Source organism: Palleronia rufa (genome assembly GCF_000743715.1).
Taxonomy (GTDB): domain Bacteria; phylum Pseudomonadota; class Alphaproteobacteria; order Rhodobacterales; family Rhodobacteraceae; genus Palleronia; species Palleronia rufa.
Genome location: NZ_JQEY01000007.1, coordinates 85,793 through 99,747, shown reverse-complemented (window position 1 = coordinate 99,747; position 13,955 = coordinate 85,793). Strand labels below are relative to the sequence as shown.

Genomic DNA, 13,955 nt, shown 5'->3' with positions numbered 1-13,955 from the left:
GAGCTAACCCGACTTGGCGCGAGAGGCCAGACGGTTCAGATCCGGCCGGCCAGGGCGGCAAGGTAGAGGGCGATCTGCTCCGGCACCGTCTGCCGTCCGACGCCGGCGCGCGACAGGGCGCGCAGGCGTCCGATCCCGGTGCGGGCGGCGCGAGCGGCGGCGAACCGGTCCAGCCGGTCGGCGGCATCGGCGGTCAGATGCGGGCGCAGACGCTGAAGGGTGCCGATATTGACCTCGTTCCAGCGGCGGAACCGGCCCTCCAGCAGCCGGGCGACGCGGTGGCGCGGGGCGGCGGCCCCACCGATCTGGTTGCGGCCGTGCTGGCGGTACTCAAGCGCCGGGGCGGGATCGTAGATCACCACGCCGCCGCTGCCGGTCACAAGCTGGTAGAGAAACCAGTCATGGACGATCGGCCCCTCCACGGCGGCGGACGCGTCCTGCGCCAGCGACAGGGCCGCGCGGTTCAGCACCATTGTATGCCCGCCGGCCAGGCTCTGGACCAGCGCATGGGCGAAGGAGGGGGTGCCGCGGAACAACCGCGTCGGGCGCAGGGGGCGCAGGTCCGCGTCGCACAGGATGGTCCGCGCGCAGTAGAGCGCCGGGCGGTCCGTATGGCCCCCGAGCCGCCAGACCGCGCGGGCCAGATGATGCGGGAACCACGCGTCGTCCTGATCCGACAGCGCCGCGAACTCCGCATCCGCCTGGCGCAGAAGGTGCAGGAAGTTCTGCCCGTAGCCCTGCCGCGGCCCGTCGATCACCGCGACGCGTCCGGGATGGGCGGCGCCGAACCGCGCGACCGCCGCCCGGCTGTCATCCGCCGATCCGTCGTCCGAGGCGATCAGCGACCAGGTGTCGAGGGTCTGCCGGGCGTAGCTGGCAAGCTGGTCGGGCAGGTGGTCCGCACCGTTGTGAACCGCCAGCAGGATCTGGACATGCGGGGTCACGGGGTCAAAAGCTCCGACGTCTCGACCACGCGGAGACCCTGGGCGCGGGCGATCTGGCCCGTCGCGCGCTCGACCGCGTGGGCGGTCGTCCCATCGGCCTGGCCCCGCTCGGGCTCGAACCCGTCCGGGCCGGGATGGAGCCTGCGGAGCGCCTCCAGCACCTGCGGCTTGGCCCAGTAGATCGAGCCGGCGGGGAACGGCGCCAGATCCGCGTCGGGGGCGATGCCGATGGCGGCCAGCAGCGCCTCTGTCCGGGGGCGGTTCATCCGCCAGAGCCGCGCCCCCCCCTGCCGCTGTCCGTCCGCCACCCAGAGGCCGGCGCTACGGTCCGCCAGGAACCGCTCCAGGGCGCGTTCGGTGACCCGGGAATCGCCCAGGATCCCGTCGACGAGTCGCGCGCGCCAGGCGTCGCCGTCGGTGCGCAGCGGCGATTTCTTGCCGTGGATCTTGGCCACCGCGCGGTATTCCGCCAGCGCGCCCGTGGCCAGCAGCCCCAGGAACGGCAGCACGTCGCGGCCCCGGTTCGGCACCGACCAGACGCGCGCCCGCGGAAATTGCCCGGTGATGGCGCGCACCATCCGTTCGTCGCCGGCGGGATGGGCGGTGACGGTCACGAAGAGATCGGCGGCGATGCCCTGGCGGGCGATGGCGGCGGCAAGCTCCGGCCAGAGATCGCGGTAGAACACATGCGCGACGATGGCGGCGGGGGCGACGGGGGCCCGGTCCGTCCCGGCAAGGGGCGTCAGATGCCAGGCGCCGTCCGGCTCTTCGGTGACGCCGGTCCGGCCGGCGCGGATGTAGTGAAGCAGCGCGCGCCCGTCGCGCGGCGGGTCCGCCAGGTGGCGCAGGTAGGCCTGCGGCGAGAAGGCGGGGTTCGGCCGCAGTCCGGCGCGCTCTCCGAACTGGACGTAGTGCCGCTCGGGCCAGGCGCGGTGCAGCGGGTTCAAATAGGGGTGGGAGGCGCGGTAATAGGCCCGGTCGAACAGCCCGCTCTGGCGGATCTCGGCCACGCAGGCGCGCTCTGCCCGGGTCGGCAGGGCCAGCCTCAGGACCAGACCGGCCTTGCGCCGCAGATCCCTCATGGCCGCGCCCTCACCGGTTCATCGCGTCCTGGTAGTGGTACGACAGCAGGAACATGCCGGCCACGCCGAAGCCCAGCGCCCAGGCGAACACATAGGTCGGGTTGACGAGAGCGGCCTCATAGGTGCCGTAGAATCCCTTGCGCATCTCGCTGGTGATGTGGGTCAGCGGGTTGATCATCAGCAGTTCGGCGCTCCTGCCGCCCACGTCCTCGGGGATGAAGATGATCCCCGACAGGATGAAGAGCGGGCGATTGAGGATCGACCAGATCCGCTGCCAGACCTGGAACCGCAGGAACAGGTAGCAGTTGAACAGCCCGATCCCCATGGCCAGCGACGCGCTCATCGCGGTGGCCAGCATGATCGGCTCCCAGCGGATGATCGGGTTCAGCTCGTAGAACCAGATGATGCCGTAAACGATGAGCGCCCCGACCGCCATCTGCGTCAGCAGGTTCAGCAGGAACCGCGCGAGGATGGCGTCCATGAAGGTCACCGCGGGATATTGCAGCAACGCCTTGGAATACCGCAGCGCCGAGGAGACCGCGCCCGACAGCGCGTTGTAGCCGGTGAAGACCACGATCCCGGTCGAATAGAACAGGGCGAAATTCGTCCCCAGGCTGGGCGAGCGCAGCAGCAGCGAGAACACCAGGGTGAGCAGCGCGATGCCGGCGACGGGGTCCACGAAGGCCCAGAGATAGCCGCCGGGAGAGCGCCCGTAGGTCGTCTCCATCTCGCGCAGGATCAGCGCGGTGATGGCGCGGAATGTGGGAACGCTGCGCGTGGATCTCAGACGGGCGGTCGGTCGCAAATTTCTGATGACCTCGGCTGGTGAAAGTCCCGGTCGCAGCGTATAGTCGGCAGGCAGGATAAAGGCAATTCCGCCCATCGACGGGACGCATTTGGCGAAATCTCCGATCCCGACCGACCAGGTGGACGCGCCCGCGAAGCGCGGCCCCCAGGCGAACCGCAAGCCCCCCCCCGGCGGGGCGCCCGCCATGCGCGTGGTCGAGATCGCGCCCGCCGCGCAGCGGGCGCGGATGCGGCTGCGCCACTGGGTGACGCTTGCGGCCTTCGTGGTGTTCTGCCTGGCGCCGACCGCCGCGACCGGCATCTACCTCTTCGCGCGCGCGGCGGACCAATATGCCTCTACCGTGGGCTTCACCGTGCGCAAGGAAGAGGTCACCAATCCGGTGGAGACGCTGGTGGGGCTGGCGGGCATGTCCAACAGCAGCGGGTCCGACACCGATATCCTCTACGAATACATCCAGTCCCAGGGACTGGTCATGGCCATCGACGAGCGCATCGATGTCAGCGCCATGTTCAGCAAGCCCGACAACGATCCGGTCTTCACGCTGGGCCCCGATCCGACGGTCGAGGAGCTGGTGGATTTCTGGCACGGCATGGTCAAGGTCAGCTACGACCCCGGCACCGGCCTGATCGAGGTCGAGGCCCGCGCCTTCACGCCGGAGGACGCGCAGCTCATCACCGAGACCCTGTTCGACATGTCGAGCCAGCGGATCAACGAGCTGTCGGCCGTCGCCCAGTCGGACCTGACCGAATACGCGCGGCGCGATCTGGAGGACGCGGTGGAGCGCCTGCGCGCGGCCCGCACCGCGCTGACGCGGTTCCGCAACGTCGAGCAGATCGTCGATCCCCAGGCCGACATCCAGGGCCAGATGGGGGTGCTCAACACGCTCCAGGCGCAGCTTGCCGAATCGCTGATCGAATACGACCTGACCCTGCAGCAGACCACCGGCGCCAACCTGCGCGGCGACCAGATCGAACGGCGGATCGGCGTGATCCGCAACCGTATCGCCGAGGAGCGCCGCAAGCTGGGGGTCGGCGGATCGGGCGAGTCCGGCGGCTACGCGGACGTGATCGGGGAGTTCGAGAGCCTGTCGCTCGACCGCGAATTCGCCGAGCAGGCCTATGTGTCGGCCCAGGCGGCCTATGACAGCGCCAAGGCCGAGGCGCGGCGCCAGAGCCGGTACCTGGCCGCCTATGTGGACCCGACCCTGCCCCAGAGCCCGCGCTATCCGCAACGCTGGCTGCTCCTGGCGGTGGTGGCGCTGGGATCCTTCGGGCTCTTCTGCCTGATCACCCTGGTCGCCTACAGCATGAAGGACCGCCGGTGAGTCCATGATCCGGCTGCAGAACCTGTGCAAGACATTCTGGCTGAAAGGCTCGCGCAAGGTCGTCGCGCGGAACCTGAACGCGGAGTTCCCTTCCGGTCGGTGCGTCGCCATCCTGGGCCGCAACGGGGCCGGAAAATCGAGCCTCATGAAGATCATCGCGGGGGTTCTGAACGCAGACAGCGGGCAGGTCCTGTCGGACGGCACGATTTCCTGGCCGGTGGGCTTCGCCGGCACGTTCCACGCCGATCTGACGGGCGTGCAGAACGTCCGGTTCACGGCGCGCGTCTACGGCGTGGACAGCGCGCAGCTGATCCACTTCGCGCAGTCCTTCGCGGAACTGGGCGATCACTTCTATGAGCCGGTGCGCACCTATTCATCGGGGATGAAGGCGCGCCTGGCCTTCGGGCTGTCGATGGGGATTCCGTTCGACACCTACCTGATGGACGAGATCGGCGCCGTCGGCGACGCCGCGTTCAAGGAAAAGAGCGCCGCCGTGCTCAAGGACCGGCTGCGCAAGTCCGGCGCGATCATGATCTCGCACTCGCTCAACCAGGTGAAGCTGCTCTGCGACTCCGGCGCGGTTCTGGAGAACGGCAACCTCACCTATTACGAGGACGTGGACGCCGCGATCCGCCACCACCAGCGCAACATGTCCTAAGCCGTCAGGCGCGCTTGCTCCAGTCGCGCTGGATCTTGCGCCCCAGGCTCCATTTGTGCACCTCTGTCGGGCCGTCGTAGATGCGAAAGGCGCGGATTTCCCGGAACACGCGCTCGACCGGCGTATCGGCGGTGACGCCCTGCCCGCCCATCACCTGCACGCATTTGTCGGCCACCCGCATCAGCGCCTCCGACACCGCCACCTTGGCCATGGAGCTTTCGGTGGTGCCGCGGTCGCCGCGGTCGAGCACGTCGGCGCACCAGTAGGTCATCAGTTCGGCCTGCATCAGGTCGATGCGGTTCTCCGCCAGCATGAAGCCGACGCCCTCATGTTCGATCAGCGGCTTGCCGAAAGCATGGCGGCGGCAGGTGTAGTCGGTGGCGATCTCCTGCGCGCGCAGGCACGCGCCCAGCCACCTCATGCAGTGGGTCAACCGGGCGGGGGCCAGCCGGACCTGCGCGTATTTGAACCCCTCTCCCGCCTCGCCCAGCATCTGGCTGGCGGGGACGCGCAGGCCGTCGATGCGCACGACGGCATGGCCCCCGGGCATCGAGCCGTCGAGCGTGTCGAGCACGCGCTCGATCCGGATCGCGGGGTCCGGCAGGTCCACCAGGAACATGCAGGCGCCTTCGTCGGCCTTCGCCATGACGATGCCGACGCCGGCGCCCTGGGCTCCGGTGATGTAGGCCTTGCGCCCGTCGATCACCCAGTGGTTGCCGTCCGGGCGGCAGGTGGTCTGCATCATCGACGGGTCCGAACCGGCGCCGCCGTCCGCCGCCGGTTCGGTCATGAAGAAGGCCGAGCGCTTGTCGCCCGCCACCAGCGGCGCCAGGAACCGCGCCTTCAGCTCATCGCTGCCGACCCGGCCCAGAAGGAACATGTTGCCCTCATCCGGTGCGGCGGTGTTCAGCGCCACGGGGCCGAGCGTGGAGAGGCCCGAGCGGATCAGGACGGCCGTCATCTCGCGGTGGGTGAGATGGCTGCCGTCCGCGCCGATATGGGGCGTCATCAGCCCGGCGGCGCGGGCCTGTTCGCGCAGTTCCGCGACCAGCGCCTCCGCGGGGCCGTGGGCGTCCTGCCGGGGGTCCCGTTCGTAGGGGACGACGGTGTCGCGCACGAAGCTCTCGACCCGCCGGGCAATGTCGCGGGCGCGGTCCGACAGGCCGTGGGTCTGCTCCAGCGGGGTCATTTCGGCGCCATCCGGATGGCGCCGTCCAGGCGGATGACCTCACCGTTCAGCATCGGGTTGGCGACGATGCTTTCGACCAGCAGGGCGAACTCCTCCGGATCGCCCAGCCGGTTCGGGAACGGCACCTGCGCGCCCAGGGAGTGCTGCGCCTCTTCGGGCAGGCTTTCCAGCAGCGGGGTCAGGAACAGGCCCGGCGCGATGGTCATCACGCGGATGCCGTGGCGGGCGAATTCCCGGGCGACGGGCAGGGTCATGCCGACGATGCCGCCCTTCGACGCCGCATAGGCGGCCTGCCCGATCTGCCCGTCATAGGCCGCGACGGAGGCGGTGTTGACGATCACGCCGGCCTCCTCGCCGTCGCGGGGGGCGGCGACCAGCCGGGCGGCGAATTTCGACAGCACGTTGAAGGTCCCGAGCAGGTTGATCGACACGACGCGGGCGAAGGCGTCCAGCGGCAGGGGGTCTCCGTCGCGGTTCACGACCTTGGCGGGCGGGCCGACCCCGGCGCAGTTCACCAGGATGCGCGCGGTGCCGTTGGCGCCCTCTGCGCTGGCGATGGCGTCGGCGACGGCGGTCGCATCGGTCACGTCGACCTCATGGAACGTGGCGCCGATCGCCGTCGCATGGGCCCGGCCCTTGTCCGCGTCGCGGTCGAAGATCGCCACCGCCGCGCCCGCGCCCGCCAGCCGCGCCGCCGTCGCGCCGCCAAGCCCCGACGCGCCCCCGGTCACGATCGCCACCTGTCCGTCGAGTTTCATGTCCTGCCCTCCCGTTTGCGCGACACTGTCGCACGATCACCGCTGACCGCAAGCCGGGATCCCTCAGCCGTCACGGCGAAGCGCGGCCACGGCCTCGGCCACGGGCGTGTCGCCATCGGTCAGCTCTATCGCCTCGCGCCTCAGCGCGGGCGTGGCCACGACCTCTGCGATCAGCCGCGCCACGTTTCCGCGCGCCACGTCTCCGTAGGGCACCGCCCGGCCGGCGCGGACCATGCCGTCGCCATCGGCGTCCTGCAAGGTTCCGGGCCGTACGATCACCCAGTCGAGTCCGGAGGCCGCGACAGCGACATCGGCGCGCTTCTTGCAGGCCATGTAATGCTCGAACCCGTCAGACGGCGCGCGGTCGCGTCCGGCTTCGGGAAAGACCGACACCAGCACCAGCCGCGTGACCCCTTCGCGCTCCATGGCGCGGATCAGCTTGACCGGGCCATTGCCGTCGATCTCCGTCGTGCGGTCGGCGCCCGACCCGGCGGCGCCGGCGGAGAAAACGACCACCTCCATGCCCGAGACGAGTGCTGCGTAGTCGTCCTCGGACATCTCCATCAGATCGCCGCCGTGGGGCGTCACACCCTGGCGCTGCAGATCCTTGGCCTGCGCGGGGGCGCGGTGCAGCCCGTGGATCTCATGGGCGTCCGCGGCCAGAAGCGGGATCAGCCGCGCGCCGACGCCTCCCGTCGCTCCGATGATCAATATCCTCGCCATGGCGTGGCTCCGTCCTGTCTCTGGGTCCGGCTCGGAGACCTAGCGCGCGCAGAGCGGATGGCGAAGCCGGCCCGGCGCGCCTACATGGCGGGGGATGGTGACACTTCCCGCCCGTTTCGACGCCTGGTTCGCCGCCCGCGGCTGGACGGTCCATCCCCACCAGCGCGACATGCTGGCGCGTGCGGACGCCCCGTCGCTGCTGCTCATAGCGCCGACCGGCGGCGGCAAGACCCTGGCCGGGTTCCTGCCCTCGCTGATCGAACTGGCGGAGGGCGCGCAGGACGGGCTGCACACGCTCTATGTCTCGCCGCTGAAGGCGCTGGCCGCGGACATCCGCCGCAACCTGACCGCCCCGGTGACCGAGATGGGCCTGCCGATCCGCGTCGAGGACCGCACCGGCGACACGTCCTACACGCAGAAGCGCCGCCAGCGCGCCGACCCGCCGCATATCCTGCTGACCACGCCGGAAAGCCTGGCGCTGCTGCTGTCCTACCCGGACGCGCCGCGGATCTTCGCGGGCCTCCGGCGCGTCGTGGTGGACGAGATCCACGCGCTGGCGGAATCGAAACGCGGCGATCAGCTGATGCTGGCGCTCAGCCGGTTGCAGGCGCTGGTTCCGGACCTGCGGCGGGTGGGCCTGTCGGCGACGGTGGAGGACCCGGCCGCCATCGCCTCGTTCCTCGCCCGCCATCCCGACCCGTGCGAGATCCTGTATGCCGATCCGGGACCCGATCCGGACATCGCCATGCTCGACACCGACGCCGCCCCGCCCTGGTCGGGGGGCGGCGGGCGCTACGCCATCCCCGCCGTGCTGGAGCAGGTGCGGCGACACCGCACGACGCTGATCTTTCACAACACCCGCGCCCAGGCCGAGATTTTCTTTCACGAGCTGTGGCTCCAGAACGAGGACGCGCTGCCCATCGGCATCCACCACGGCTCGCTGTCGCGCGAGCAGCGCGCCAAGACCGAGGCGGCGATGGTGGCGGGTCATCTGCGGGCCATCGTCTGCACCGGCAGCCTGGATCTGGGCATCGACTGGGGCGACGTGGATCTGGTGATCCAGGTCGGGGCGCCGAAGAACGTCAAGCGGCTGGTGCAGCGGATCGGTCGCGCGAACCACCGCTACAACGCGCCGTCCAAGGCGCTGCTGGTGCCGGCGAACCGGTTCGAGGTGGTGGAATGCGTCGCCGCGCTGGACGCGGTGACGGCCCGCGACCTGGACGGCGACCCGCGCGGACCCGGACCCCGCGACGTGCTCTGCCAGCACATCCTGATCCGCGCCGCCTCCGGTCCCTTCGCCGCCGACGACCTCTACGCCGAGGTCACAAGCGCCGGGGCCTACCGCGCCCTGACCCGCGCCGCCTTCGACGCCTGCGTGGAGTTCGTGGCCACGGGGGGCTATGCGCTGCGCCGCTACGACCAGTGGCAGCGGCTGGTGCTGAAGGACGGCATGTGGCAGCTGCGCGATCCGCGCGGCGACCTGCGGGTGCGCCAGAACATCGGCACGATCATGGACACCGACCTGCTGAAGGTGCGCCTTCGGAACCGGCGCGGCGGCACCCCCCTGGGCGAGGTGGAGGAAGGCTTCGCCGCCACCCTGACCCCCGGCGACACGTTCCTGATCGGCGGCCAGATCGTCCGCTACGAGGGCCTGCGCGAAACCGTGGTCGAGGTCACGCGCCGCCCCGACAAGCCGCCCCGCATCGCCACCTTCATGGGCACGAAATTCGCCACGTCCACCCAGCTCAGCCACCGGATCCTGCGCATGTTCGCGCAGGACGACTGGCCCGAACTGCCGGATTCGACGCGCGCCTGGCTGCATCTCCAGCGCGCTGCGTCGAAACTGCCCGAGGCGGACCGCATCCTGGTCGAGAGCTTCCCGTTCCTCGGCCGCGCGCACACCTGCATCTACGGGTTCGCGGGGCGCAACGCGATGCAGACGCTGGGCCTGCTGGTGACCGCGCGGATGGAGGCGCGGGGCCTGCATCCGCTGGGGTTCGTGGCGACCGACTACGCGACGCTGATCTGGGGGCTGGAGACAGTGGACGACCCTGCCCCGCTCTTCGACGGCGCCGGCCTGCGCGCGGCGTTCGAGACATGGCTGGCGGGCAACGCGGTGATGAAGCGGACGTTCAAGCAATCGGCGGTGATCGCCGGGCTGATCGACCGCCAGACCCGCGGGCAGCGCAAGTCCGGGCGGCAGGCGACCTTCTCCGCCGACATCCTCTACGACACGCTCAGGAAATATGAACCGGGCCACCTGCTGCTGGACATCACGCGAGAGGAGGCACTGAAGGGGCTGGTCGATTTCGGCCGGATCGAGGAGATGCTGGCCCGCACCGCCGGGCGCATCGACCACGTGGTCGCGGACCGGCCGACGCCGCTGGCAGCACCCCTGTTCCTGGAAGCCGGGCGCGTCCCGGTGGAGGGCGCGGGGACCGACAAGCTTCTGGCCGACGAGGCCGAGCGGCTGATGGAGGGCGCGGGGCTGCAGATCACGCAAGAGGACGCGCGGCGCTGGCGGGTGCCGTTCTGAGCCGCGGCATCTTGCGGCGGGCGGCGGGCTTGGATATCGAACGGAGCATGAACTTCTGCGACTTCGATCTCTGCGGCGAACGGCTGCGGGTGCTGCCCACGGGCGCTGTCTGGTGGCCGTCGGCCAGGACGCTGATCGTGGCGGACCTGCATCTGTGCAAATCGGAGCGGATCGCCCGCCGGTCGGGACAGATGCTCCCGCCCTATGAGACCCGCGACACGCTGATGCGGCTCGACGCCGACCTTCAGGCAACGCGGCCCGCGCGGGTGATCTGCCTGGGCGACAGTTTCGACGACGACGCGGCCCGGTCGGGACTGGACGAGGCCGAGACGCTGTGGATCGCCCGGATGCAGGCGGGGCGGGACTGGATCTGGATCGCCGGGAACCACGATCCGGCGCCGGTGGATCTGGGCGGCGCGGCGCTGGACGACCTCTGCTCCGGCGCGCTGACCTTCCGCCACATCGCGGTCCCCGGGGCGGTGGGGGAACTTTCGGGGCATTACCACCCCAAGGCGCGGCTGATCTTGCGCGGCCGCGCGATCTCTCGGCCGTGTTGCCTCTACGATACCGGCCGCGCGATCCTGCCGGCCTATGGCACCTATACCGGCGGGCTGGACTGGACCGACCCGGGGCTCGCCCGGCTGTTCCGGCCCGGAGCCTGCGCGATCCTGACCGGCACCCGGCCCTGCGCGCTGCCGGTCCCGCAAAGGGCGCGGGCATGAGCGCGCGGATCCGTGCCAGTTTCGCCCGGCAGTCGATGATGGCCACGCTTGGCGCGGAACTTGTCCATGTGGGGGACGGCACGGTGACGGTCGAGGCGCCGATCCTGCCGCTGGCGCTGCAGCAGCACGGCTACGGACATGCCGCGCTGACCTTCGCCATCGGGGATACCGCCGCCGGATACGCTGCGCTGACGGTGCTGCCGGATGAGGCCGAGGTCCTGACCATCGAGATGAAGATCAACCTGCTGCGCCCCTGCGCGGGAGAGCGGCTGATCGCCCGCGGCCGGGTGGTCAAGCCCGGGCGGCGGCTGGTCGTGGTCACCGCCGCGGTCTCTGCCCTGCGCCACGGGACGGAGACGGAGATCGCCCTGCTGCAGGGTACGATGATCCCGACCTGAAGGCCCCCCGTCCGCCGTACGGGGATGAGCGCAGAGCGTGCCGGACGGACCGGTTGGAGCAGGCCGACCTGCGTTGCGGTCCTGACGGACGTCACGCCGGCTTGGGTATCGGATGCGACGGAGGCAGTCCCGAGGGTCCGGAGGCGGATTTCGTCAGACGGACCAGGGCCTCTGGTCGGGGACATGCAGCCGAAGCGTATCGCCCATGCGCAGCGTGCCGGGCCGCTCGACCCAGGCGGTGATCCCGCGCCGCCCCTTCGCCGCCGCCTGAAACCGCTTGCCGGCCTCCCCGAGCGCGCCCTGGATCGTCCTGGCGGGGAGGTGGCAGGGCCGGTTCTGCATATCCACGACCAGCGTGGCACCATCCGGTCCCTGTAGCCGGGACGAGGGCGGGACGTGGCTGAAATCGGCGATGCCCCGGACCACCACGGACGCGCCGAGCCATAGGGGATCGAGCGCCCCGACCCCCATGGCCGCGGCGATCCGGTCCAGCTCCTCGGCCGACACGATGGAGACCTGACGGGTATTGGCGATCTCGGTTCCCCGGGGGTGCTGCGCGGTCACGCGGCTGCAGGACGGACGGGTGCGGCCGGCATGGACCTCCCCGTCCTGCCCGCCGAACCCCAGCACCATGGTCCCGAGCGCCTCGCCCTCGATCTCCGGGCGCTGGCGATGCGGGACGCGGCCGAGCCATGTGATGCGGGCGACATGATCGGTGGGCTTGAGGGCGGGCATGGGCGTGTCCGTTCATTGGCCCCGGCAGCGTAGATCGCCGCGCCGCCCCTGGCCAGATCGCTTGCACGTCCCCGCGGCGCGCGCATGGTCCGGAACGAGAACGGCCGCGGCCCAGGGGACCGCGGCCGTGGTGTCACGCCGGCGGGCGGATCAGGTCGGCTCCGGCTCCAGGTCGCCCTCGGGCTTCGCCTTGGGCTTGGTCTTGGGGATCGAGGCGATAGAGGACCGGTTGCCCTCATCCGGGGTATCGTCATCGTCGCGGTTCAGCGGTTCGCCGTTGACCACCTTGAGGATCTCCGGGCCGGTCAGGGTCTCGTATTCCAGAAGCCCCTGGGCCAGACGTTCCCATTCCTCTTTCTTCTCGGTCAGGATGCGCTTGGCGGTCTCGTACCCCTCGTCGATGAGCGCCTTCACCTTTTCGTCGATGACGCGCTGGGTCGCCGCCGAATGGCTGGGACCGCCCGAATAGCCGCCCAGGTAGGACTGCTGCTCATTGGCGTAATCCACAAAGCCAAGCTCCGGGTCGAAGCCGAACTGGGTGACCAGCGCGCGGGCGATCTTGGTCACCTGCTGGATGTCGGACGCCGCACCGGAGGTCACCTTGTCCTTGCCGAACTTCAACTCTTCGGCGACCCGCCCGCCCATCGCCATGGCGATCTTGGAGGTGTATTTCGTGTAGCTGACCGACAGCTGGTCACGCTCGGGCAGGGACAGCACCAGACCCAGCGCGCGGCCGCGCGGGATGATCGTCGCCTTGTGGACGGGATCGTGCTCGGGGACGTTCAGGCCGACGATGGCGTGGCCGGCCTCATGGTAGGCGGTCAGTTTCTTCTCGTCCTCGGTCATGACCATGGACCGGCGCTCGGCGCCCATCATGACCTTGTCCTTGGCGTTCTCGAAATCGTCCATCACCACGAAGCGCCGGCCGACGCGGGCGGCCATCAGCGCCGCCTCGTTCACCAGGTTCGCAAGGTCGGCACCGGAGAAGCCGGGCGTGCCGCGGGCGATGATGCGCAGATCCACGTTGGGCCCCAGCGGCACCTTGCGGGCGTGGACGCCCAGGATCTTCTCGCGGCCCTTGATGTCGGGGTTGGGCACCTGGACCTGCCGGTCGAACCGGCCGGGACGCAGCAGAGCGGGGTCGAGCACGTCGGGCCGGTTGGTCGCGGCGACGATGATGATGCCCTCGTTCGCCTCGAACCCGTCCATCTCGACCAGGAGCTGGTTCAGCGTCTGCTCGCGCTCGTCGTTGCCGCCGCCGTAGCCGACGCCGCGGGACCGGCCGACGGCGTCGATCTCGTCGATGAAGACGATGCAGGGCGCGTTCTTCTTGGCCTGCTCGAACATGTCGCGGACCCGGGACGCACCGACGCCCACGAACATCTCGACGAAGTCGGAGCCGGAGATGGTAAAGAACGGCACGCCCGCCTCACCGGCCACGGCGCGGGCCAGAAGCGTCTTACCGGTGCCCGGCGGGCCGACCAGCAGCGCGCCCTTGGGGATCTTGCCGCCCAGGCGGCTGAACTTCTGCGGGTTGCGCAGGAATTCGACGATCTCTTCCAGGTCGTCCTTGGCCTCGTCGATGCCGGCCACGTCGTCGAAGGTCACGCGGCCGTGCTTTTCGGTCAGAAGCTTGGCCTTGGACTTGCCGAACCCCATGGCCCCGCCGCGTCCGCCGCCCTGCATCCGGTTCATGAAGTAGATCCAGACGCCGATCAGCAGCAGGAACGGCAGGAAGGTCATCAGGATGGTGGTGAAGCCCGATTGCTCCTGCGGCTTGGCGTTCACGGTCACGTCGTTGGCGATCAGGCGGTCCGTCAGGCTGTCGCCGCCGTCCGGTCGGACGGTGGTGTAATCCTGGCCGTCGCCGCCGCGGAACACGACCCGCTCTCCGTCCAGCGTGACGGAACTTACCTCTCCGGCATCGACCTGGGCGATGAAGTCGGAGTAGGAGACGCTCCGGGCGTTCAGCGACGACTGGCCGCCGGAAAACAGGTTGAAGAGCGTCAGCACCAGCAGGAGCAGGACGACCCAGACGGCCAAGCTACGCGCGTTTCCCAAGAAATTGCCTCCGAAGG

At 70.0% G+C, this 13,955-nt stretch carries 13 protein-coding genes; 5 read left to right on the top strand and 8 right to left on the bottom strand.

Features of this window, described 5'->3' with window-relative positions; genetic code table 11:
- Positions 1 to 35: 35 nt before the first annotated feature.
- Genes KW83_RS11015 through KW83_RS11005 form a run of 3 tightly spaced genes read right to left on the bottom strand, consistent with a single transcriptional unit; the run spans position 36 to position 2,831 of the window.
- Positions 36 to 944, bottom strand: coding sequence for a glycosyltransferase (locus tag KW83_RS11015; protein WP_036178429.1), 909 nt, complete (start codon positions 942 to 944; stop codon positions 36 to 38).
- Positions 941 to 2,026: a rhamnan synthesis F family protein gene (locus tag KW83_RS11010; protein WP_051928448.1), complete on the bottom strand. Its 1,086-nt coding sequence runs from the start codon at positions 2,024 to 2,026 to the stop codon at positions 941 to 943. Before KW83_RS11010 ends, KW83_RS11015 begins: the two co-directional genes overlap by 4 nt.
- A gap of 10 nt (positions 2,027 to 2,036) precedes the next feature.
- Positions 2,037 to 2,831: an ABC transporter permease gene (locus KW83_RS11005; protein ID WP_051928454.1), complete on the bottom strand. Its 795-nt coding sequence runs from the start codon at positions 2,829 to 2,831 to the stop codon at positions 2,037 to 2,039.
- 91 nt (positions 2,832 to 2,922) lie between these two features.
- On the opposite strand from KW83_RS11005, the gene KW83_RS11000 reads away from it, so the two are divergent.
- Complete coding sequence (locus tag KW83_RS11000; protein WP_235191408.1) at positions 2,923 to 4,158, top strand: hypothetical protein; 1,236 nt, start codon at positions 2,923 to 2,925, stop codon at positions 4,156 to 4,158.
- A 4-nt stretch (positions 4,159 to 4,162) separates the two neighbouring features.
- Positions 4,163 to 4,816, top strand: coding sequence for an ABC transporter ATP-binding protein (locus tag KW83_RS10995; RefSeq protein ID WP_036178426.1), 654 nt, complete (start codon positions 4,163 to 4,165; stop codon positions 4,814 to 4,816).
- A 4-nt stretch (positions 4,817 to 4,820) separates the two neighbouring features.
- On the opposite strand, the gene KW83_RS10990 is transcribed toward KW83_RS10995, so the two are convergent.
- From KW83_RS10990 to KW83_RS10980, 3 genes are all read right to left on the bottom strand, one after another.
- Entirely contained in the window at positions 4,821 to 6,005 is a 1,185-nt protein-coding gene (locus tag KW83_RS10990) for an acyl-CoA dehydrogenase family protein (RefSeq protein WP_036178424.1), read from the bottom strand.
- Positions 6,002 to 6,763: an SDR family NAD(P)-dependent oxidoreductase gene (locus tag KW83_RS10985; RefSeq protein ID WP_036178421.1), complete on the bottom strand. Its 762-nt coding sequence runs from the start codon at positions 6,761 to 6,763 to the stop codon at positions 6,002 to 6,004. Before KW83_RS10985 ends, KW83_RS10990 begins: the two co-directional genes overlap by 4 nt.
- A gap of 63 nt (positions 6,764 to 6,826) precedes the next feature.
- Complete coding sequence (locus KW83_RS10980; protein ID WP_036178420.1) at positions 6,827 to 7,486, bottom strand: NAD(P)H-binding protein; 660 nt, start codon at positions 7,484 to 7,486, stop codon at positions 6,827 to 6,829.
- Between the two features lie 94 nt (positions 7,487 to 7,580).
- Here KW83_RS10980 and KW83_RS10975 point away from each other — a divergent pair, with 94 nt between their 5' ends.
- From KW83_RS10975 to KW83_RS10965, 3 genes are read left to right on the top strand one after another with little or no spacing between them, the layout of a single operon-like run.
- Entirely contained in the window at positions 7,581 to 10,022 is a 2,442-nt protein-coding gene (locus KW83_RS10975; protein WP_036178419.1) for a ligase-associated DNA damage response DEXH box helicase, read from the top strand.
- A gap of 47 nt (positions 10,023 to 10,069) precedes the next feature.
- Entirely contained in the window at positions 10,070 to 10,744 is a 675-nt protein-coding gene (gene pdeM / locus KW83_RS10970; protein ID WP_036178418.1) for a ligase-associated DNA damage response endonuclease PdeM, read from the top strand.
- The gene (locus KW83_RS10965; protein WP_036178416.1) at positions 10,741 to 11,142 is read left to right on the top strand and encodes a PaaI family thioesterase; all 402 of its coding nucleotides are present in this window, start codon (positions 10,741 to 10,743) and stop codon (positions 11,140 to 11,142) included. The genes pdeM and KW83_RS10965 overlap by 4 nt, the downstream gene beginning before the upstream one ends.
- A gap of 153 nt (positions 11,143 to 11,295) precedes the next feature.
- Here KW83_RS10965 and KW83_RS10960 read toward each other — a convergent pair whose 3' ends face one another.
- Entirely contained in the window at positions 11,296 to 11,877 is a 582-nt protein-coding gene (locus tag KW83_RS10960; protein WP_036178414.1) for an MOSC domain-containing protein, read from the bottom strand.
- 150 nt (positions 11,878 to 12,027) lie between these two features.
- Positions 12,028 to 13,938 carry an ATP-dependent zinc metalloprotease FtsH gene (ftsH, locus tag KW83_RS10955; RefSeq protein ID WP_036178411.1) on the bottom strand — a complete coding sequence of 637 codons (1,911 nt, stop codon included), beginning with the start codon at positions 13,936 to 13,938 and terminating at the stop codon, positions 12,028 to 12,030.
- Between the last annotated feature and the right edge of the window lie 17 nt (positions 13,939 to 13,955).